Genomic DNA, 19,927 nt, shown 5'->3' with positions numbered 1-19,927 from the left:
CTCACCGACATCTACGGCCCCGGTATCGCCGTCTGCGCACGCCCCGCCCAGGAACCGGCTGTGCCGTCGAGCAGACACCGCAACACCCGCGACGTCCTGTCCGCCCGCCCCCTCGCCATCGCCGCCGACACCCCCGTCATCACCAGCGCAGGTGGCACCGAACCCAACCTCCTCGCCGCCCTCCGCGACGGCGGCTTGCCCGTCAGCACCGATCCACGCGAGTTCCGCACCGAGGCCGAGTTCGCCGCCCGCGTCGCCGAAGCCCTCAGCGACGGCCTGCTCATGTCCATGGAGTACCCGCAGCCCGCGGCTCTGTACCCCGACGAACGCTCCGTGAAGAGCGCCGAGCTCGTCGGCTACCTCAACAACAAAGCCAGCATCAGCACCTTCGTCGACCCCCGCTTCCAGGCCCGCCGCCAGATCGTCATCATGGACGAGCTCGCCGAAGCCACCCCCGCCGAGAAGTCCTGGGTGCTCAAGGCCGCCACCAACGCCGCTCACGGCGCCAGCCTGGACGTCTACCTGCACCGAGCAGGGGACCCGGTGATCCTGCCCGCGTTCACCGACATCGTCACCGAGGTGGTCGTCGAGGAATACCTGGACATCCACCGCAACTGGGGTATCCAGCTGTACGTCGCCGCCGACGGCCGGGCCCGCCTGCTCGCCGTGACCGACCAGCGTATCGACGCCGGCGGCGTCTACACCGGCGGCCGCTTCGGGCTCGTCGTCCCCTTACCCGCCGACCTGCTGACCGAATGTCTGGCGATCGCCCAGCGCGCTGCCGATGTCGGCTACCGCGGCATGTGCAGCCTCGACTGCGCCCAGACCTACGACGGCAGACTGGTCATGCTCGACCTCAACTTCCGCATCACCAGCGGGTCCATCCCGCTGCTGGCGCTGCACACCATCCGCCCCGACGCCCTGGACTGTCCGTCGGAGTCGACGAAACTCACCACCTCCGCACCCATCGCCGAACTGCTGGCCGCGCTGCGGCCCGCGCTGCAGCGCGGTGGGCTCGCCCTCACCGGCGGCCACGACACCCGCCGTACCGACAACACGATCAACCAGACCACGCTGCACCTGATCGTCTTCGGCGACGATCAAGACGACGTCACCACCCGCCGCACCAAGCTTGAAACCACGTACAACCACTGACACGGACACCGTGCGCGGAAGTGCGCTGCGATCGTCGGCGAGGTGGCGTTCATGCCGTAACCCCGATCCGCGTCGCTCTCTGCGTCAGCGTCGTTGAGGTTACGCGCAATCACGATCGCACGCTTGGATCGTTGGTCAGTCGTTGGCGGAGGCCGGTTGCGCGGAGTGCGCGGCGGGTCAGGGCTGAGCGGATGGCGGGTTCGGTGCCGACTACTCGCACTCTGTTTTGGGCGCGGGTGACGGCGGTGTAGAAGAGTTCGCGGGTGAGGAGGCGGGATTCTTCGCCTGGCATCAGGACGGTGACTTCGGTGGCTTGGCTGCCTTGGGCTTTGTGGATGGTCATGGCGTGGAGGGTGTCGATGTTGCCGAGTCTGGTGGGGGCGAGGTCGAGGCGGCCGCGGGAGCTGTCGATGCAGACTCGGAGGGACCCGTCAGGGCGTCGGATGGTGACGCCGACGTCTCCGTTGTAGATGCCGAGGGCGTAGTCGTTGGCGGTCACCAGCACCGGTCGGCCGACGTACCAGGTGTCCCAGAGCGGGTCGTCGGTTTCCTCGGTGATCCAGCGCTCGACGGTTCGATTCCAGTGGCTGACTCCCCATGGACCCTCGCGGTGGGCGCAGAGAAGGCGATGACGGTCCAGTGCTGCCAGCGCGGCGTCTGTGTCGCCGGCCTCAGCGGCCGCCCGGATTGCCAGTACGTCGGGGAGTACCGCCGAACGCAGAGTTTCGAGAGGATCGTCGTCATCGACGAAGTGGACTCGGTCACCGCCTTCACGGAGGGCGTCGAGGACGACCTCTGGCCGGCCGTCGCGAATGGCTAACGCCAACTTGCCGATCTCACCTCCGAATCGGTGCGAGGTTCGAAGCTCTGCCGCTTCGATGTGCCCGCCGGCGACCAGTCCCTCGACGAGGTCGGCGAGTACTGCGCCTGCTTCGATAGATGCGAGTTGGTCGGGGTCGCCGACCAGGACCAGGTGGGCCTCGGGCCGGACCGCATCGAGGAGCCGCGCCATCATCGTCAGGGAAACCATCGAGGTCTCGTCGACGATGACGATGTCGTGCGGTAGACGGTTGTCCCGGTCGTGGCGGAACCGCGTCGACGAATCGGGTCGCCGACCGAGCAGCATGTGCAGGGTTCGGGCCTGAAACTCGCCGAGTCTTTCCCTGTCCTCCGCAGTGAGGCGCTCAGTCATCTCGCGCCGAACGGCCTCCTCGAGGCGGCCGGCTGCCTTACCGGTTGGTGCGGTGAGGGCTATCCGTGGGCTGCGATCCCCGGCCAGGTCTGCCTGCTCCGCAAGGAGGGCCAGCAGGCCCGCGACCGTGGTGGTCTTGCCCGTGCCTGGGCCGCCCGTGAGGACCGTCGTCCATTGCCGGGCAGCTGTTTCGGCCGCTGTCCGCTGTTCGATGTAAGCCGGACCGGGGAAGAGGCGGTCGAGTCCTGCGGTCAGAGCTGTTTCACTGGCAATGGTGGGTGCGGGTCGGCCGGCCCGACGGCGAAGGTTCTGATCGACCTCCGCCTCCTCTCGCCAGTAGCGATCGAAGTACAGGCGAGTGCCCTCAAGGCGGAGCGGGTGTGGGGCGCTGAGCAACGAACTCGCCGCCACAGCCGTGAGCCACTCGTCCAGGGCAGGCCAGGCCAGCTCGTCGCCATCGTCACCAACCTCGTCGCGGACCTCGGCCAGGTCGAGGCAGACGGATCCGGCACGAACGGCTCGTGCTACCAAAGCACAGGCAAGCGCCACGGATTCGTTGCTTTCAGCAAGCAGTGCAGTGAGTCGAGAGGCCACATGAACGTCGGCGGCCACGATGACGCCGGCCGCGTTGAAGTCGCGCAGGATCCCGGTCGCGGTAAGCGCGAGGGCGGAGTCGAACTCGTCGACTGACGCGGTCATGGTGTGCTCCCGTCGAGCAGTTCGGACAGGGCCAGTACGAGTGCTGTCGGCATCGGCCAGCTGAACACCCCGGCCGGGTGCCCGTCCACGATCGGCGTCTGCGGTCCGCACATGCCGCGCAGGTAGAGGTAGATCACCCCACCGAGATGTACGTCGGGGTCGTAGCCCGGCAGCCGCCATCGGAGGTACCTGTGCAGGACCACCGAGTAAAGCATTGCCTGCAACGGATAGTCGGAGTGCAACATCGCGGCACCCAGTTGCTCAGGAAGGTACTCCGAAGAAGTCGCGGGCTGTTCGGCGTCGCCGAGCCGGTTGGTCTTGTAGTCGACCACGACGAAGCGATGCTCCGAGCCGTGCGGAACCCGCAGTACGACGTCGATCGAGCCGGTGAGGTAGCCGCGCAGGCTCTGCCGACCGAGGAGTGGCTGTTCGAGGCGATCGGCGTAGGGGAGAAGCGGATCGTCGGCCGGCAGATGGGTGCGCAGCAGCGGCGCCAGTTGCTCCAGCCGGATATCGGTCAGAACCGCGTCGTCGCCGCCGGCCAGTGGGATTTCGAAGTCGAGTTCGCGGAGCCGGTCGGCGCGGCCCAACTCGCCGAGAGTCAGTCCGGGAACCAGCGGACCGAGGGGGGTCGTGTGCATCGGCAGCAGCGCGGTGGCCAGCACATCGGCGGTCACGTCGACTCGCCAGAATCGCAACTGCTCGCGGACCTTTACGGTCAGCTCGGCATGCAGGTCGGGCGCCTGTGGATCCGCCTCTTCGAGCACAGCGTGCACGAGCGACCCGAACGTGGCTCCCGCCGGGAGCCCATCCATCGGAGATGGCAGCGCAGCGGTTGACGCCGGCTGACGCGCCGATACCGGGTCGACGGACTCATCCTCCAACTGACTCTCTTCGTGCTCGCTGGCGACACCGCCCACCTGTTGGTCGGCCGCACGGATCAGCCCCGAGTACGACGTACGGCGCCAGGTGAGGTCGACTTCGCGGGTGAAGACTCCGGACGCGAGCCCACCGGGGAGTTCGTCGGGGACGGGCTCGGAGTGCTCGGCGATGACGGAATCCTCGACCACTGGCCCACCGGCCTGCTGCCAGCGCCGCAGCCAGCTCAGTACTTCGTCGTCGGAGGATGACCTGTCGAGAGTGTCGGGCACGATCGCTTCGCCTTGTTTCCGGCCGCGCAGCAGCCGCGAGATGCCGCCATTGATCTCGTCCCAGGACGGCGCCCACCAGGCCACGACCTGTGACTGGGCCCGGGTCAGGGCGACATAGGTCAGGCGGATGTCGTCACCGGCCTCCTCGACGCGCCAGAGCTTTTGATTGGCGCGGTGACCGCGGTGCTTCTTGCCGCCGAGGTCGAGACGCCGCTCGCCGTCCTTGTGGAAGACCAGGAGTTCGGTCTCCTCGACCACGTGGCGGGTGAAACCGAACGGCAGGTACACGACTGGATACTGCAGGCCTTTGCTGACCCACACAGTCATGATCTGTACGGCGGCCGCGTCGCTGTCGAGCCGCCGAGTTCGCTCGACCGTGCGTCCGCGGCCGGTGCACTCCGTACGCAACCAGTCGAGCAGGGCGGGCAGTCCGAAGCCCTCGCGGTGCGCGGTCTCGTGGAGCAACTCGGCCAGGTGAGCCAGGTCGGTCATGTCGCGCTCGCCGCCGCGCCAGCCAAGTACGCGCTGGGTCATCCCGTGCGCCTGCGCGGCCTCGAAGACCGCCGCGACACCACTGGTGCGCAGCCGGTCGGCCCAGGCGCGCAGCGTCTGCCCGGTCCGGTCGGTGAGCTCCTCGCCACCGGCGCGCAGGCCCGCCGCCGTTTCGCCGAAGAACATCGTGGTCGCCGCCGCACGGACCAGGCCGGAGCGGTGCGGTTGCTCGAACGCCTCGAGCAGACAGAGCCAGTCCTTGGCGGCCTGCGACGAGAAGATGTCGAGGTCTCCGGAGTAGACAGCAGGGATGCCGGCTCGGGCCAGCTCCTCCCGACAGACGCGCGCGTCCTTGTGTGTCTCGACGATGACCGCGACGTCACCTGCGCGGACCGGTTGATCCGCGTACGTCGCGCCGGCGGTCAGCAGACGACCGATGTCGGCCGTCAGATCGCGGGCAATGTGATCGCGGAGCTCGTCGATCGGGATGCTCTTTCGCTGGGCCGAGCCGAACTGGTCCCTGCGCGCGACCCGCAGCCGGAAGGGGGCGACCGACGGTGCTCCAGCAAGCCTGCCGCCCTGGTGATGGGCGGCCACCGGATGCACGACGATGTCCTTGTGGCCGAGCTGGGCTCCGCCCATGACGACCTGGAGGCAGTCGACCAGCGGCTTGTCGCTGCGCCAGTTCATATCGAGGGTACGCCGCTGTCCGGCCGTGGCCGCGGCGGTGAGGTAGGTCGCGATATCGCCGCCACGGAATGCATAGATGGCTTGCTTGGGATCGCCGATCAGCACCAGGGTGCTGGGCCCGTTGAAGGCTGCGTCGATCACCTTCCACTGCACCGGGTCGGTGTCCTGGAACTCGTCGACCATGACGACCGACCACCGACGTTGCATCTGCTTGCGGGCCGGCGCGTCGGGATCTTCCAGGGCGGCCGCGAGTCTGGTGAGCAGATCGTCGTACCCGAGGATGCCGAGGCGGCGCTTGCGACGTTCCATCTCAGCCAGTACCGCGTGCGCGAATTCGATCCGGACGCCCTCCGGCGAAGCCACGGCGTACTGGTCCGGAACCAGTTTGGTGTGTGGGTTGGCGACTGCTTTCAGCGCGATCTCGAGTGCGGTGGCCCGATTGACGGGTGGCTGGTCGGCCAAGCTCCCGAAGCGGCTGAGGTAGAGGTCGTCGACCACCTCGGTCACGAGATCTCCTAGATCGTCGACCAGCGTGACGCCTGCATCGGTGTCACCTGCGACGCCGAGCGATCGCAGGACGAGCTGGCAGAATTGATGCGTGGTTGCGATGGTCGCGGCGTCGAAGTTGGCCAGCGCATCGCGAAGACGCAGATGCCGCGCCGCGATCTCTTCGGCGCTGCCGTTGGCGAGGTGACCGAGAAGGCCTTCGTCGGCAGCCCAACGGGCCGGGTCGGTCAGTGCGAGTTCGGCGTCGAGCAACTGGGTTCGGACGCGCTCGCGGAGTTCTTGGCTGGCCGCGCGACCGAAGGTGATCAGCAGCATCTCGTCGAGCCTGGCCCGGCCCTCGGCCACGAAACGGGTGACCAATCCGGCCAGCGCATAGGTCTTGCCCGTGCCGGCACTCGCCTCCAGTACGACGGTTCCGGTCGGGAGGTCACCGAGAAGATCGAAGGGTTCCATCACGACGCTCCTTGCTCGTAGCGAAGCATCGGTTCCCAGAGCCGGGCAGCGTAGGCGCCGAGCCGAGTTCGCTCGCCCGGGCGGTCCTCGCCGGGCCGGGCCGGTTCCAGGAGGTCTTCGATCCGGCGGTAGGGGCCCCAGACGCGGACGTGCGCGGGATCGGCGTTCTCGCCGTCGTAGGCGGCCGGGCTCCATCTTCGGCCGGCCGCGGTGGCCGGATCGTCTCCGGTACGGCGTGCTTCGTGCCAGGCGAACGAAGTCTTGAGTGGAAGGGGAAGCGGCTCGCGCCGGCCGGCGTCGTAGATCGCGGTCAGGTCGGCAAGTAACCCGCGGGCTTCCGGTCCGACCGGGCCGAAGAGCCGGGTGGCCGGAGTGTTCCGGCCGCGGCCGATGGCCAGCGCCGTCCAATTGTGGTCGTCGTCGTTGGCGGACAGAGCGAGCAGCTGAATCCAGCAGGACAACAGCTGTTTGGCGTCAAGTCGGGAGAAGCTGACCGAGACCAGCCGGTGGCCGTGCACAGCCGGCACGGTGCCGGTAAGCCGTCGGCCACCGCCGAGATCGACATCCAGATCACAGGCCCGGGAACTGACCTGCCGGTGCGGATGCGCACTGATCGCGAGCTCTCTGGCTTCGTCGCGTACGGCGGTCGCCGTCCGCCAGCCGAGTCGTCCCGGTGGCAGCGTGCCTCGTCGCCACTCTGCTTGCAGCGCGTCGTTCGGGTGGACTCCTGCCAGCATGTCGCGGAGCAGCCGGTCGCCGACCGACCACTTCTCCAGGTTGTCGATCTCCACCGGCATCTGGTCCGAGACACCATCGACCTCCCATGGCAGCGTCAGGTCGAGCGCCCGGAAGTATCCCTTCACGGGGTGCCGGAAGAACGCCAGGAGATCAGCCAGGGCGATGTCCTCGTCATCAGCCACGTCCAGCTGTCCGGCCAGGAACTCCGGGCGGGCTGGGCGGGATCCCGCGGCAGCTCGAGCCGCGACCAAGGCAGTCGGGTCGTACGTGAAGGGTCCCGGCGTACCGAGACGGCCAGCTTCGAGGTTCTTGCGGTCGAAGGGCTGGAGCGGATGCTTGATCAGCACAGCATCCCGGACGTTCGTGTCGGTGGTGCGATCGAGGACGTCGAGGAGCTCACCCAGCGGTACTGCGGGCGGGCGCCGCTGTCCGGAATACTCGTTGGCGCCGGTGTAGGTAATCACCAGAGATTCGGTCGCAGCAAGAATCGCATCCAGCAGAAGCTGGCGATCCTCGCTGCGGACATCACGCTCGCCCGTGATCGGGGTCCTGGCCAGCAGGTCGTCTCCGTCGGCCAGGCCGAACCGTGGGAACACGCCGTCGTCGAGTCCCAGCAGGCAGACCACACGGTGCGGGACCGATCGCATCGGCACCATCGTGCAGATGGTCAGCGTGCCGGTCCGGAAACTGGCTCGGCTCGGGCGGCCGGCCAGGTGGGTGGACAGGAGGGCTCGGACATCGGAGAGCCTCAACGGTGTCTCAGCCAACGCGCCGGCGTCGGCGGTGACCTCGGCGAACTCGCGGTGCACCTGGCCAAGTTGCCAGTTGTCGTCGGGAACGACCCGCGTCAGCTGATCGATCCCGGTGCGCAGGGCGTCGAGCCAGTCCGTCAGCGGCCGGGTGCCCTCCAGCCGTTTGGTTGCTGCCTGCAACCGATCGATGTACTCCGCGAACCGGCCGGCCAGCTCGATCCGGGTGCTGCCGACGTCGTCGAGTGGCAGCGTCGTGTCGATCCAGGCATGCGCATCGTCGGACATCGTCACCCCGGCGAGGATCCGGTCGATGCCGAAGCGCCAGGTGTTCTGTGGATAGGCGGCGAGACCGTACGGCGCGCGATGGTCCTGGTCGAACGCCCACCGCACTCCCGACTCGCGGACCCAGCCGGTAATCGCGTCCAGGTCGTCATCGGTGAACCGGAAGCGGCGCCGTACCGGCTCGGTCCGGGCAAGGTCGAGCAACTGGCTGGCGGTGGCCCGGCTGCCGGCGACGTCGAGCAGCTGGGAGGCGACGCCGAGCAGGGGATTGGTCTGGATGAGTGACCGGTCAGCCAGCTGGACCCGCATTCGATGCGCCGGGTGGCCGTCGGCACGGAGGTCGCCGAGGCCGAAACGAGCGCTGATCAAGGGCGCGAACGTCTCGATGTCGGGACACATCACCAGGATGTCGCGGGGTTCCAGTGTGGGATCGGCATTCAGCATCCCCAACAGCACCTCCCGCAGTACGTCGACCTGGCGCGCCGCACCGTGGCACGCATGCACCCGCACGCTGGAGTCGTCGGCGCGCAGGCGGCGGCCTCGGGATGCGACGGTGTTGCTGTGCAGGTCGTGCTGCAACCAGCCGAGAAGGGTGTCCGGCACCCTGGGCGACGGAAGCCGGCGATCAGTTGCCGACGCAACGGTGAGAGCCAGTTGCAACTCACGACTGTCCCGCCCGAGCGTGGCCAGGAGCGGATGGTCGGCCTCTTGGTGGCTGGTGTCCGCGGTGCGGTCGCCTGCGCTGATGCCCGCTGTGGCGAGGCGTTCCCAGAGTCTGTTGCTGGGGTGGGGGAGCCATAGATGTACGTCACGGTGTTCGGCCAGCCCGCAGAGCAACTCGATCTCAGTGACCGGGAGCCGGGTATGCCCGAACAGCGAGAGTCGCGAGGGCAGGTCGAGAGACTCTGGTCGATCGCGAAGATGGGCCAGAGTCTCGGCGTGACGAACGTTCGGCGGCGGTGCGTCGATCCGGTCGACGAGACGCCGCCAAAGTTCAGGTTGCCAGCTCAGATCGTCGTCTACCCGCGCCCCGCGGCCGTCGGTGTCCTGGCCTCGGCTCCAGTCCGCCAGCACAGTAGGCCGCTGTACGGCGTACGCGGCGAAGAGCCGGGACAGTCTCGCGGCGACGGCGTACCGGCGTCCCTGTCGCAGCTCCGCCTCGGCGTCGGTGGCGAAATGGCCGAGGTGTCGAGCGACAGGCTCGCACCAGCTCTCGTCGAGGGAAGCGTCGAGCACAGCGAGCAGCGGCCACACCATCGCGTCGGCGGCCCAGGGATCGTCATCTGCGAGCCCAAGGATCGTGGCGACCAGCGAGCGCGGCGTCGCGAACCGTACTCCGGCGCAGACCCCGTCGCCTCTTCCCGGCGCAGTACCCAATCGGTGTGCAAGGCGTTGGGAGAGCCACCGCTCAACACCCTTCGCAGGGACCACCACGAGCTCTTCGGCGAACGGGTCGGAGAGCGGTACGGCGAGAACGTCACCCATCGCGTCGGCGAGCAGGTCGGTTCGCTCGGCGCGATGGAGATACAGGGTCACCGACGCAGCATGCCACGTGACGTGGCGGAGCCTATGACGGCGTCGCCGACCGCATCCGTGATGACGGTGGACTGGCTCGGAGACCGGGAAAATGCGGTCAGTTGGGTGGCGGTGTGCGGCCCTCGGCCAGGAGGGCGAGGCGTTGGAGGGTTTCGGCGTTGCGGACGTGCAGGATGGGGTCGGCGATCTGGGTGGGGATGAGCGTGGCCGGTCCTTTGGTCATGTGTTCGCGCATGACGAGGTGACAGACACCGTCCTCCTCGGTCGCTTCGAACTCGACCTTCCCTTCGCCGGTGGGCCAGGCGCGCACCTTCAGTTCGAGGAGGCGTAGGGGCTCGTGGCGGAGCACGGTTGTGGCGTCGTCGATGAGCAGGGGCCAGACTCCGACCGAGTGGTGGATGCTGTGCCCGGGCTCCGGCCAGCCGGGGTCGACGTCGCGAATCCTGGACGCCCCGACGACCCACGAGGCATAGCTCCACCCATCGGTCAGTACGGCGAACACGTCGGCCACGGACGCGTTGATCAGGCGCTCGGTTTCACTCATGCGTGACCTGTACCCGCCGGTCAAGCCGCCGACCCCCCCGCTGGTTCTCAGCCACCCAAGCCTCAGCGGCTTCGGTGACTCCGGTACCTGGCCACGACCACTCCACCGATGATGAGGACCAGAAGAAGGAGGACGGCCCCGACGATCCAGGGGGCGCCGCCCCAGTCGCTCGGGTCTCCATCGGAGTCCGCTCGGGGAAGAGCCGCGAGCAGGACCCATGCCACCATGCTCATCGGACTCAGGCGCCGGTCTCGACGTCGCCGCGCCACTGGCCGGTTTCGTTGCCCCGAGCCTCGATGAAGTCCTTGAAGCGGGCCATGTCGCCCTTGACCCGCCGTGAGATCACGCCGGTCTTGTCAGCAACGGTCTCCGCGATGCCCTCGGGCTCGATGTCCATCTGCGCGGTCACTCGGGTCTCGGTGTCGCTCAGCCGGTGAAAGGTGATCACTCCGGCGTGCTTGGCACCGGAATCGGTGGTCCAAGCGACCCGCTCGTCGGGGTGCTGCTCGGTGATGGTCGCGTCGAACTCGCGCTTGACCCCGCCGATCGAGGTCACCCAGTGCGTGTGCGTCGCGTCGGTCTGCCGGATCTCGTCGACGCCGTCCATGAACTGCGGGAACGACTCGAACTGGGTCCACTGGTTGTAGACCGCGCTCAACGGGACCTGTACGTCGACCGTCTCGATGATGTTGCCCATCATGACCACTCTTTCCGGTTGATTGGAGGCCCTCCGGTGACCAGAGCGAGCAAGCTGAAACGCGAATGCTGAACTTGTTCAAAAACTTCTGCGGTGCGCAGTGCCGACCTTTTTGAGGCAGCCCCGACGCTGTTGGTCCAACGCCGAGGCCTAGGACCTCCGGCGTCTCGAGACACCGACCATCCTTAGCTCCGGACGGTGCCCACCGTGGTCCGGTTTATGTGTGGAGCGGCACTTCGCGCTCACGAGGTGGCGGATGGGGTGCCGACGCGCCCGAGAGTGCATGAGATGGGGGGAGATGGGTACCAGAGGGCAATCTTTGACCGCGGTCCAACCGTGTGCCGCGCCGTGACTTGATGTCGCGAGGTCAAGAATGAGTGTTTCGGTACTGAGTGGTTGCCGGCAGACGATGCCGATGAAGTGTTCGACGGCCGCGGGTCGAGCGGCCCGGGAGGCGGCGACGGTCGAGCTGTTCGAGCTGCGGGCCCGCACCCCCGACCTCGTAGAGCAGCAGTTGCTGCTCGAGCGGGTGGTGGAGCTCAACCTGGAGATCGCGGGCGGAATCGCGGCGCGGTTCCGGGGCCGGGGCGCCGAGCTCGAGGATCTTGAGCAGGTGGCGTTCCTGGGGCTGATGAAGGCCGCGACCCACTACCGGCTGGACGCGAACACGCCGTTCATCGGGTACGCCGTACCGACGATCCGGGGTGAGGTGAAGAGGTACTTCCGGGATGCCGCGTGGACGGTCCGGATTCCGCGCCGTCTGCAGGATCTTCAGGGGATGGTGTCGGCGCAGCTGCCGGCGCTTGAGCAGGAGCTCGGGCGGGAGCCGTCGAGCGAGGAGCTGGCCGAGCGTCTCGGGGTCGAGGCGGCGGATGTCGAGCAGGCGCTGGCTGCACGTGGCTGTTTCAACACCTTGTCGCTGGATCGTCCGGACGACGACGGGTTGAGCCTGGGTGATGTCGTGGCCGATCAGGACGACGGGGGAGTGGATCGTCTGGAGGCGGTGGACATGTTGCAGCCGATCCTCGAGGACCTGGATGCCCGGGAGCGGCGGATCCTGGAGTTGCGCTTCATCGAGGGCTGGAACCAGACCGACATCGGTGCCGAGATCGGCGTCAGCCAGATGCAGGTCTCGCGCCTCCTTCGCCGCATCCTCGGTGAACTCCGCGACCGGCTCGCGCCGCTATCGGTGGCGGTCTGAGATGACAGAGTTGCGCAAGGACGGCCACGGTGGGCCACAAACCGTCAGCTACTGGGATGATCCCGGCCGGCGATCGGTGCGACTCGACAGTTTGCGGGTGTCGATCAGCTCTTGGGCTACGTCGTGGAGCTTGCGATTGTTGTCCTGTGAGTAGCGCTTGAGGACGGTGAAGGCCCGGGTGCTGTCGAGGTCGTAGCGTTCGATCAGGATGCCGATCGCCTGCCCGACCAGGTTGCGGGCGTCGGCGGCCCGGGTCAGATCGACTTCGCGGCGAGCGCCGGCGATCGCCACCGAGGCGTGGTCGGCGAGGATGTGCGCCACGGCGAGGTCGTCCGCGTCGAACCCGTTCGGTAGGTCGCTGTACAGGCTCAGCACCGCCCGGGCCGATCCGCCGGTGAGGAGCGGCAGATGGATCGCCGACCGGATCCCTGCAGCCGTCAACGCGTCCGACCAGGCTCCGGGCCAGCGCCGATCGGCGCCGACATCGGGGATGAGCAGCGGGGTGTGGTCGCGGATCACCGACAGCAGCGGTCCGTCCGCGGCCAGGATCTGGGCCTCGTCGAGCTTCGTCAGCCGGGGATCGGTCATCGCCATGATCTCCGGCCGCCGGCCCCGGCCGACCAGTACCACCGACGCGTAAGTGCACCAGACGGCCTGCAATGCGTACTGAACGACACTTTCGACCGTCAGCTCGACGCCGTCCGCGTCCTGCAGCTCAGCGGCGAGCTTCCCGAACGCCTCCGCGGACGAATGATCTCGGGACATGCCCAACTCCTAGGAACTCCGCTTCTCCCGGCACCCGGCTGCTCGAGCGACCGTCGATATCGTACGCCAGTCGGTGGATTCCTTACCCGGGCCGGGAGGACCGTGGCGATGCCACTTGCCTCACATATCGTGTGCCGACCGGCTCAGGCACTCACGGTCGATGTGGTGGAGTGTTGTGTGATTGGCGGTGAGCAGATCGTCTCGCTCGATCGTGAATTCGACTGTGTAGGTCGTCGTACCCCCGTCGTCGGTCAGCCGTTCGGTCACAATCCCGGGCGTACCCGCGACGACCTTGCCTCGCACCAATCCACCCAGGTCGACGGCGGCGGTCACAGCCTCGGCGATCTCGAACACCCGAAGCCCCCTTCCTCACTGGACAACAAGCCCGAAGGCTTCAACCCGTCCAGTACCCAGCCCCGCACCTACGACGCGATTGCCCAGCGACCCGGAGTCAGGGGAGCTTCTCGGTGAGGTAGTGAGGACGGCGCTTGCCTTGGGCATCGAGGTAGGTGTCGACCAGGTCGCGCACGCCCTGACGGAGCCACCGAGAAGTAGGTGACTGGACGTGGCGCAGCTCACCCCGGGCGCCAGTCTCTGTTCGGACCTATCCGCATCGGCGGCAGCTCCGAATGGACTGACGTTGTGGCAATTGCTGCCCAGGACCCCGGTGGCGCTCAGTGAGGTGCCGATTCAGGGGGTCCGTGGTGTCAGAAACGCTCATTCCTTGCCGTGCGGACTGGTGCTCCGCGGCGAATGTTCCAGCGGTGATCGCGCAACCACACTGCGTTGTCATGGCTTGTACGGCCGGTCCGCCCGGCTTCGCCTCGTGAGGAGTTCTACTGTGCTGCCGAGTTCTGCTCGTGTCAGATCCGTCGTCGTTTCCGTCCTGGTCGCGTTGGCTTTCACCGTCGCTCCGGTGGCGATCGTGTCGGCAGCCGCGGCGCAGCCCGTCGGGGTTGCCGTAGCGGGTGACCCGTTGCTTCCGCCGGCCGACAGCAGTTCGCCGGCACCGGGCGATGAGCTGGTACCGCCCGCGCCGGTCGCCGTACCGAATCAGACAGTGCAGGCGCCGGGCGTGAGCTCGTCGTTGCCGACTTCGGTGCCCGGTTGGTTGGGCTTGGTGCTGCTCGTCGTCGTGTCGTTGGTGCTGACCGCGGTCGCCTTCACGACGCTGGCGTGGATGCTGCATGCCTGGCGTACGCCGGAACACCTCGAGGCGACGCGGTTCCGCCGGATCCGGCGGACCGACCAACCGTTGCCGAGGTTCACCCTGCTGGTGCCCGCGCGGCACGAGGAGGCGGTGCTCGGCCGGACTCTGGATCGGCTGGCGGCGTCGGAGTACGACGATCTCGAGGTGATCGCGATCATCGGTCACGACGATCCCGGGACCGAGGCGGTCGCGCGGGCCGCGGCGGAGCGGCACCCGGACCGGGTGCGCGTGGTGATCGACCACAGCGTGCCGAAGAACAAGCCCAAGGCGCTCAACACCGCGCTCGCCGAGGCGACCGGGGACGTCGTCGGTGTCTTCGACGCCGAGGACGAGGTCCATGTCGGGTTGCTGCCGCACATCGCCGGGCGCTTCGCCGAGACCGGCGCGGACGTCGTACAAGGTGGTGTGCAGTTGATGAACCTGCAGACCAGCTGGTGGTCGCTGCGCAATGTCTTGGAGTACTACTTCTGGTTCCGCTCTCGCCTGCATTTCCATGCCGGCGCCCGGTTCATCCCGCTGGGCGGCAACACGGTCTTCGTCCGTACCGATCTGTTGCGTGAGATCGACGGTTGGGACGCGGAGTGTTTGGCCGAGGACTGCGAGCTCGGAGTCCGGCTGTCGACCCGCGGTGCGGTCGTCGCGGTTGCCTATGACCCCGAGCTGGTCACACGTGAGGAGACACCGGGCGATCTGACGGCTCTGATCAAGCAGCGGACGCGGTGGGCGCAGGGCTTCCTGCAGGTACTGCGCAAAGGTGTCTGGCGTCAGTTGCCGACCCGTCGCCAGCGTCTACTCGCCTGGTACACGCTCGCGATGCCGTTCCTGCAGGCCTTCACCGGCTTGATGATTCCGGTGTCGGTAGCGGTAATGCTGTTCGCGAAGGTGCCGACCGGGATCGCGCTCATCACCTTCCTGCCACTCGTCCCGACCCTGGTCACGCTCGCGGTCGAGGCTGCCGGCCTCGGCGAGTTCTCCCGTGCGTACGACGTACGGGTGCGACTGCGCGACTACGTTCGGCTGCTGCTCGGCACCTTCCCGTATCAGCTCATGCTCGCCGCGGCTTCGGTCCGCGCAGTCATCCGCGAAGCGCGAGGCGACGGTAGCTGGGAGAAGACGACCCACACCGGCGCACACCGCGAAGAGCAGCCGGTCGAGCTCAAGGCCGCGGCCTGATCCAGCACTTCTGCCCCCTGCTTGGAGATCCGCATGACCCTGCTCATTTCTGAACGCCGTCCTGTCGAGGCGGCCCCGACCATCACTGAGCCGGCGACCACTTGGTGGCGGCGGAACCGCAGCGATCTGGCCGTTCTGGTGCCGGTCCTCCTCGTCGCCGCGGCGGTGCACGCGATCGGTATGTTCGGCGCCCCGCAACGCATCGACGACGAAGGCACGTACGTCGCCCAGGCGTGGGCCGTCCTCAATCTGGGCGAGCTCACCCACTACACCTACTGGTACGACCATCCTCCGCTCGGCTGGGTCCAGCTGGCCGGGTATCTGGGACTGACCGACGGATTCGGCCGCGCGCCGAACGCGGTGGCCGCCGGGCGTGAGTTCATGCTCGTCGTCCAGGTGATCAGCGCCGGGCTGCTGTGGCTACTCGGCCGCCGGCTCGCGCTGCCACGGTGGGCGGCCGCGGTTGCCGTCGGCCTGTTCAGCCTGTCTCCGTTGGCGATTCAGTTCCACCGCACGGTCTATCTGGACAACATCGCGACGCCTTGGTTGCTCGCGGCATTCGTTCTGGTGCTGACTCCGCGCCGCAGACTGGGTGCCTTCACAGCGTCCGCCGCCTGCTTCGCCATCGCCGTACTGACAAAAGAGACCTCGCTGTTGTTGCTGCCTGCGCTGGCCTGGATGCTCTGGCAGCGCAGCTCCGGTGGGACACGCCGGTACGCCGTCGCGGTGGCGACCTCGGTCTTCGTCCTGATCGGTGGCGGTTATGTGCTGATGGCCACGGTCAAGGGTGAGCTGGTTCCGGGTGCCGACCACACCAGCTTGATGAACGGCATCCGGTTCCAGCTCGGCGGTCGTGCCGCGAGTGGAAGCGTCTTCGACGCGGGCAGCCTCAGCCACAAGACCTTGGCGATCTGGTTGCAGCTGGACCACGTGTTGCCGGTGCTGGCGGTCGTGGCTGCTCCGGCGGCCGTCGCGGTCAGACGCCTCCGGCCCTTGGCGATCTCGTTCCTGTTGTTGCTGATCATGATCGTCCGGCCCGGTGGCTATCTGCCGGTGCCGTTCGTCATCCTGATGCTTCCGGTAGGCGTGCTGCTCATCGCGGGTGTGGCGGACCGAGCCTTGCAAGCCGTTCGAACCGGCCTCCGGCACAGAAACGCGGCGGACGAGAGGCGCGGCGTGCGGCGGGTGGCGGCGATCGGCGGCGCAGTCCTTCTGGCCGGTACGGCGCTCACGGCCGCGACTGTGGCTGCTCCTGCCTGGGCCGGGCAGCTGCGTGGTCTGGCGATCGCACCCTTGGATCGCCCGATGACTGAGGCAACCAGTTGGATCGAGGCGAACGTCGGCAGGGATCAGCGGATCCTGACCGACGACGCCTTGTGGGTGGACCTGGTGCGTGCGGGTCATCCGCGGGAGAACGTGGTCTGGTACTACAAGCCGGATACCGACGGCCGGGTGCCGTCCGGGGCCGACAAGTACCAGTGGATCGTCTCTACCGCCTCGGTGCGCGCCGATCCGGGCGCCTTCCCGACCCTGCAGGCGGGTCTGGCTCGATCGGTGGTGACGGCGAGTTTCGGGACCGGTGATCAACTGGTCGAGGTCCGCCGAATCCTGCCGGCGGCGCCGGAGGCCGGGGTCCTGCAGGCGCAAGCGGCAGCACGCACCGCGGCGGGCCGAGCGTTGGCGGGCAACACCGATCTGAACATCGCCGACCCGGCACGCGAGTTGCTCCGGGACGGACGAGTGGACGGCGCCTTGATGACGCTGCTCGCCACTGCGGCCGGATCCGGTCCGCTGACCATCGCCGAACTGCCTGCGGTCGCGGGCGAGGACACCGCTGGCGTACCGCGTCATCAGGCGCTGCTCACCGGTGTCGCCGCGGACCGCGCGGATCGGCTGCGCGCCCTGCTGGCAGCGCAGTCCGGCCGGTTCCAGGCGGAGTTGGTAGCGCATGGCAACGAAAGCTACGAGCTCAGGGTCGCAGCGCCGTACGGAAGCTGAACCTTTCCCATCCCCTTAGGAGATCTCATGAAACACCTCATTCGGCCCCTGACTGTCACCTTCTTGTTGCTCGGGGCAAGCAGCCTGGCACTCGCCGGGCCTGCCGCCGCCGCGCCGAGCGCCGCGTCCTGGGTGCGGGCCGGGCACCTGGTGCCAGGCTTCGGCGCGGTTGTTGTCGGACTGACGCCGTTCGACGGTTCGAAGGTTCCGTCGATGGCCGGCGGGAAGGTGCCCGCGGCACCGAACCAGAACGGCATGCTGACCATCACCGAGACCGCCGGCTACGGCAAGCTCGGTGCGTATCGTCAGGTCCCGGCCGGGGTCTACAGCATCACCGTCCGTCCGGTCGGGTCGGCTCCGGACTCAGCTCCGGTCATCACCGGCACCCTGCGGACGGAGGCCGGTGGCGCGACCACCATCGCCGTACTCGGCACTCCGAAGGCACCGCAGGTCAAGACCCTGCCCGACGACCTGACACCGCCGCCCGCCGGGAAGGCGCGCGTCCGGTTGATCAACGCGGCCGCCGGGTCGAAGACGGTCGACGTCACCGCGGTCGGTGGGCCCGCCCTGGCGTCCGGAGCCCCCTTCGGCACGGCGACGCAGTACGGCGAGGTGCCGGGCCGCGGCTGGACCGTGGAAGCGAAGGGACCGGGCCGGTCAGCGGGCAGCGCGGGTACCAGCAAGCTCGACATCCGGGCCGGCAATGTCTATACGCTCCTGGTCCTCGGTACGGCGTCGCAGCCGTTGCGGATCCAGCCGGTGGTCGACGCGACCGGCATGGTCGCGATGCCCACCAAGGGAGCCGAGACCGGGCTGGGCGGAACCGCCGGCCAGTCTCACCGCGATGCCCTGATCGCCTCGCTCGCGCTGTTCGTTCTCCTGGCCGGTGCCGGCGTCGTTGTCGTGCGGCGAGTCAGGGCCTGATGCGGGTGACGTTGCCACGAACTCGCACGCTTCTGATCACGACTGCCGGTGTCGCGGTGCTGGTCGCGGCTCTGCTGGCGGGCATCACTCTGCATCGTGCGCCTCCGCCGCCGGCCAACGGATCGGCGGCCCCGCCGTTGCCGGCCGACCCGGTGCGGGGATTCTTGACGAACTACGTGGATCCGGACGGTCGCGTCGTACGTCGGGACCAAGGCGGTGACACTGTCAGCGAAGGACAGGCCTATGCGATGCTGCTGGCCGTCGCGAGTGTGGACGAGGCCACTTTCGACAGGGTATGGAACTGGACCCGGACCCAGTTGCATCGTGCCGACGGCCTGCTGTCCTGGAAGTACGACGGCCGGATCACGGACGCCAACTCCGCCGCGGACGCGGATCTGGACGCAGCGCACGCCCTGGTCGCCGCAGCGGCAACCTTCGACCGGCCCGAGTATCGCGCCGAAGGCATTCGGCTGGGCACAGCGGTCCTCGATCACGAGACCGCACAGACGGCGCTCGGCCGAGTGCTGGTGGCTGGTTCCTGGGCGACCGAGGCGCCGTACGCGGTGAATCCGAGCTACTTCGCACCGGCCGCGATCGAGACGCTGTCGAAGGCAAGCGGCGATTCACGCTGGTCCCAGCTTGCCGATGGGTACGGCGCGCTGCTGGAGCAGACCACCGCGGAAACGCGGTTGCCGTCCGACTGGGTGCAGGTGACGACCAGCGGGAAGGTTGAACCGATGCCGCCGCCGGGCAACGGACCGGTCGGATTCGGCCTGGACGCGGCCAGAATTCCGGTCCGGGCGGCGATCTCCTGCCGACCGCAGGATCGGGCCGAGGCCGCGAAGCTCACCGCAGTGCTTGCCCGGGGCAACGAGCAGATCCGTGGTAGCTACGACCTCGGTGGCGGTCCGACGGTCGACTGGCAGCACCCGTTGGCGTTCGTCGCCGCGGCGGCCGCGGCAACCGCGGCCGGCGACGAGCAGGCCGCGAACCGGCTGATGGCCGGCGCCGCCGACCTGAACCGCCGGACCCCCACTTACTACGGAGCAGCCTGGACCGCACTGGGAGCGGTGTGGCTCGACGGTCGTCCGGATCCAATCTCTCCGTGCGCGGAACGGGCGAAGCCATGAGAAAGCTGCTCCTGGTGCTCGCTTCGGCCTTGCTCGTCGGCTGCGGCGCCGATCCGGCATCCGTACCTGCGCCAACTCTGCCGGCGACACCAACCGTCCCCAGTTCGACGGCGTCGGTGCCACGCGAGGTGCCGGTTCCGCAGTTGCTACCGGTGACGGTGCCGGCCGCGCGGATACCGAGCCGAGTGCTGATCCCATCGATCGGGGTCGACAGCGGCCTCGAGTTCCTGGGCATCGCGGCCGACCGGACGATCGGCGTACCGAAGAATCCTGCGTTGGCAGGCTGGCTTCGCGGCGGACCTGCCCCTGGCGACCCCGGACCGGCCATCGTCGCCGGGCACGTCGACTCGAAGCGAGGTCCGGCGGTCTTCTACCGGCTCTCGGAACTACGGCCCGGTCAGGTCATCACCGTACGGCGCGCCGACCGGACGCAGGTCCAGTTCCGGGTCGACGCGGTCGAGCAGTTCGCCAAGTCGGGCTTCCCGACCGCACGTGTCTACGGCCCGACCCCGGTCCCGTCCCTGCGCCTCATCACCTGCGCCGGCACCTACGACAAGTCGGCCGGCTACCGCGACAACATCGTCGTCTTCGCGAGCCTCGTCAACTGACCTCTCTGGAATCGAGGTGGGTACTGGTGC

General features: G+C 68.0%; 14 protein-coding genes. 7 read left to right on the top strand and 7 right to left on the bottom strand.

Going from position 1 to position 19,927, the window contains the following annotated elements; translation table 11 throughout:
• The first annotated feature begins 60 nt into the window (after positions 1-60).
• Positions 61-1,155 carry a hypothetical protein gene (locus OG474_RS41620; RefSeq protein ID WP_405059181.1) on the top strand — a complete coding sequence of 365 codons (1,095 nt, stop codon included), beginning with the start codon at positions 61-63 and terminating at the stop codon, positions 1,153-1,155.
• Between the two features lie 109 nt (positions 1,156-1,264).
• On the opposite strand, the gene recD is transcribed toward OG474_RS41620, so the two are convergent.
• From recD to OG474_RS41595, 5 genes are all read right to left on the bottom strand, one after another.
• Positions 1,265-3,046 (bottom strand): exodeoxyribonuclease V subunit alpha, encoded by a 1,782-nt coding sequence (gene recD, locus OG474_RS41615; RefSeq protein WP_405059180.1) that lies wholly within the window; start codon positions 3,044-3,046, stop codon positions 1,265-1,267.
• A complete protein-coding gene (locus tag OG474_RS41610; RefSeq protein WP_405059179.1) occupies positions 3,043-6,339 on the bottom strand; it encodes a UvrD-helicase domain-containing protein in 3,297 nt (1,098 codons plus the stop codon). Before OG474_RS41610 ends, recD begins: the two co-directional genes overlap by 4 nt.
• A complete protein-coding gene (gene recC, locus OG474_RS41605; RefSeq protein WP_405059178.1) occupies positions 6,339-9,647 on the bottom strand; it encodes an exodeoxyribonuclease V subunit gamma in 3,309 nt (1,102 codons plus the stop codon). Before recC ends, OG474_RS41610 begins: the two co-directional genes overlap by 1 nt.
• 97 nt (positions 9,648-9,744) lie before the next feature.
• Positions 9,745-10,191, bottom strand: coding sequence for an SRPBCC family protein (locus OG474_RS41600; RefSeq protein ID WP_405059177.1), 447 nt, complete (start codon positions 10,189-10,191; stop codon positions 9,745-9,747).
• Positions 10,192-10,429: 238 nt separating this feature from the next.
• Positions 10,430-10,891: an SRPBCC family protein gene (locus OG474_RS41595; RefSeq protein WP_405059176.1), complete on the bottom strand. Its 462-nt coding sequence runs from the start codon at positions 10,889-10,891 to the stop codon at positions 10,430-10,432.
• 370 nt (positions 10,892-11,261) lie between these two features.
• Here OG474_RS41595 and OG474_RS41590 point away from each other — a divergent pair, with 370 nt between their 5' ends.
• Positions 11,262-12,089, top strand: a complete 828-nt coding sequence (locus OG474_RS41590; RefSeq protein WP_405059175.1) for a sigma-70 family RNA polymerase sigma factor — start codon at positions 11,262-11,264, stop codon at positions 12,087-12,089.
• Between the two features lie 48 nt (positions 12,090-12,137).
• Here OG474_RS41590 and OG474_RS41585 read toward each other — a convergent pair whose 3' ends face one another.
• The gene (locus OG474_RS41585; RefSeq protein WP_405059174.1) at positions 12,138-12,854 is read right to left on the bottom strand and encodes a GAF and ANTAR domain-containing protein; all 717 of its coding nucleotides are present in this window, start codon (positions 12,852-12,854) and stop codon (positions 12,138-12,140) included.
• Positions 12,855-12,974: 120 nt separating this feature from the next.
• On the bottom strand, positions 12,975-13,208 hold the full coding sequence (locus OG474_RS41580) for a hypothetical protein (RefSeq protein WP_405059173.1): 234 nt from the start codon (positions 13,206-13,208) through the stop codon (positions 12,975-12,977).
• A gap of 487 nt (positions 13,209-13,695) precedes the next feature.
• Between OG474_RS41580 and OG474_RS41575 the strand changes: the two genes are divergently transcribed.
• Genes OG474_RS41575 through OG474_RS41555 form a run of 5 tightly spaced genes read left to right on the top strand, consistent with a single transcriptional unit; the run spans position 13,696 to position 19,897 of the window.
• Positions 13,696-15,237 (top strand): glycosyltransferase, encoded by a 1,542-nt coding sequence (locus tag OG474_RS41575; protein ID WP_405059172.1) that lies wholly within the window; start codon positions 13,696-13,698, stop codon positions 15,235-15,237.
• 33 nt (positions 15,238-15,270) lie between these two features.
• Complete coding sequence (locus OG474_RS41570) at positions 15,271-17,235, top strand: ArnT family glycosyltransferase (RefSeq protein WP_405059171.1); 1,965 nt, start codon at positions 15,271-15,273, stop codon at positions 17,233-17,235.
• Between the two features lie 27 nt (positions 17,236-17,262).
• Positions 17,263-18,159: a DUF4397 domain-containing protein gene (locus OG474_RS41565; RefSeq protein ID WP_405059170.1), complete on the top strand. Its 897-nt coding sequence runs from the start codon at positions 17,263-17,265 to the stop codon at positions 18,157-18,159.
• On the top strand, positions 18,159-19,289 hold the full coding sequence (locus OG474_RS41560; protein WP_405059169.1) for a glycosyl hydrolase family 8: 1,131 nt from the start codon (positions 18,159-18,161) through the stop codon (positions 19,287-19,289). The genes OG474_RS41565 and OG474_RS41560 overlap by 1 nt, the downstream gene beginning before the upstream one ends.
• Positions 19,286-19,897: a class F sortase gene (locus OG474_RS41555; protein ID WP_405059168.1), complete on the top strand. Its 612-nt coding sequence runs from the start codon at positions 19,286-19,288 to the stop codon at positions 19,895-19,897. Before OG474_RS41560 ends, OG474_RS41555 begins: the two co-directional genes overlap by 4 nt.
• Positions 19,898-19,927: the final 30 nt, after the last annotated feature.

The organism is Kribbella sp. NBC_01505 (assembly GCF_045040285.1).
GTDB lineage: Bacteria > Actinomycetota > Actinomycetes > Propionibacteriales > Kribbellaceae > Kribbella.
Note: the sequence above shows the minus strand (reverse complement) of the source record. Positions and strands in the feature narration are given on the sequence as shown.

What these genes read in the sequence shown, in the direction of transcription:
- recD (WP_405059180.1), bottom strand. Translation starts at nt 3,046, where the DNA reads ATGACCGCGTCAGTCGACGAGTTCGACTCCGCCCTCGCGCTTACCGCG.
- OG474_RS41610 (WP_405059179.1), bottom strand. Translation starts at nt 6,339, where the DNA reads ATGGAACCCTTCGATCTTCTCGGTGACCTCCCGACCGGAACCGTCGTA.
- OG474_RS41600 (WP_405059177.1), bottom strand. Translation starts at nt 10,191, where the DNA reads ATGAGTGAAACCGAGCGCCTGATCAACGCGTCCGTGGCCGACGTGTTC.
- OG474_RS41595 (WP_405059176.1), bottom strand. Translation starts at nt 10,891, where the DNA reads ATGATGGGCAACATCATCGAGACGGTCGACGTACAGGTCCCGTTGAGC.
- OG474_RS41590 (WP_405059175.1), top strand. Translation starts at nt 11,262, where the DNA reads ATGAGTGTTTCGGTACTGAGTGGTTGCCGGCAGACGATGCCGATGAAG.
- OG474_RS41585 (WP_405059174.1), bottom strand. Translation starts at nt 12,854, where the DNA reads ATGTCCCGAGATCATTCGTCCGCGGAGGCGTTCGGGAAGCTCGCCGCT.
- OG474_RS41570 (WP_405059171.1), top strand. Translation starts at nt 15,271, where the DNA reads ATGACCCTGCTCATTTCTGAACGCCGTCCTGTCGAGGCGGCCCCGACC.
- OG474_RS41565 (WP_405059170.1), top strand. Translation starts at nt 17,263, where the DNA reads ATGAAACACCTCATTCGGCCCCTGACTGTCACCTTCTTGTTGCTCGGG.
- OG474_RS41560 (WP_405059169.1), top strand. Translation starts at nt 18,159, where the DNA reads ATGCGGGTGACGTTGCCACGAACTCGCACGCTTCTGATCACGACTGCC.
- OG474_RS41555 (WP_405059168.1), top strand. Translation starts at nt 19,286, where the DNA reads ATGAGAAAGCTGCTCCTGGTGCTCGCTTCGGCCTTGCTCGTCGGCTGC.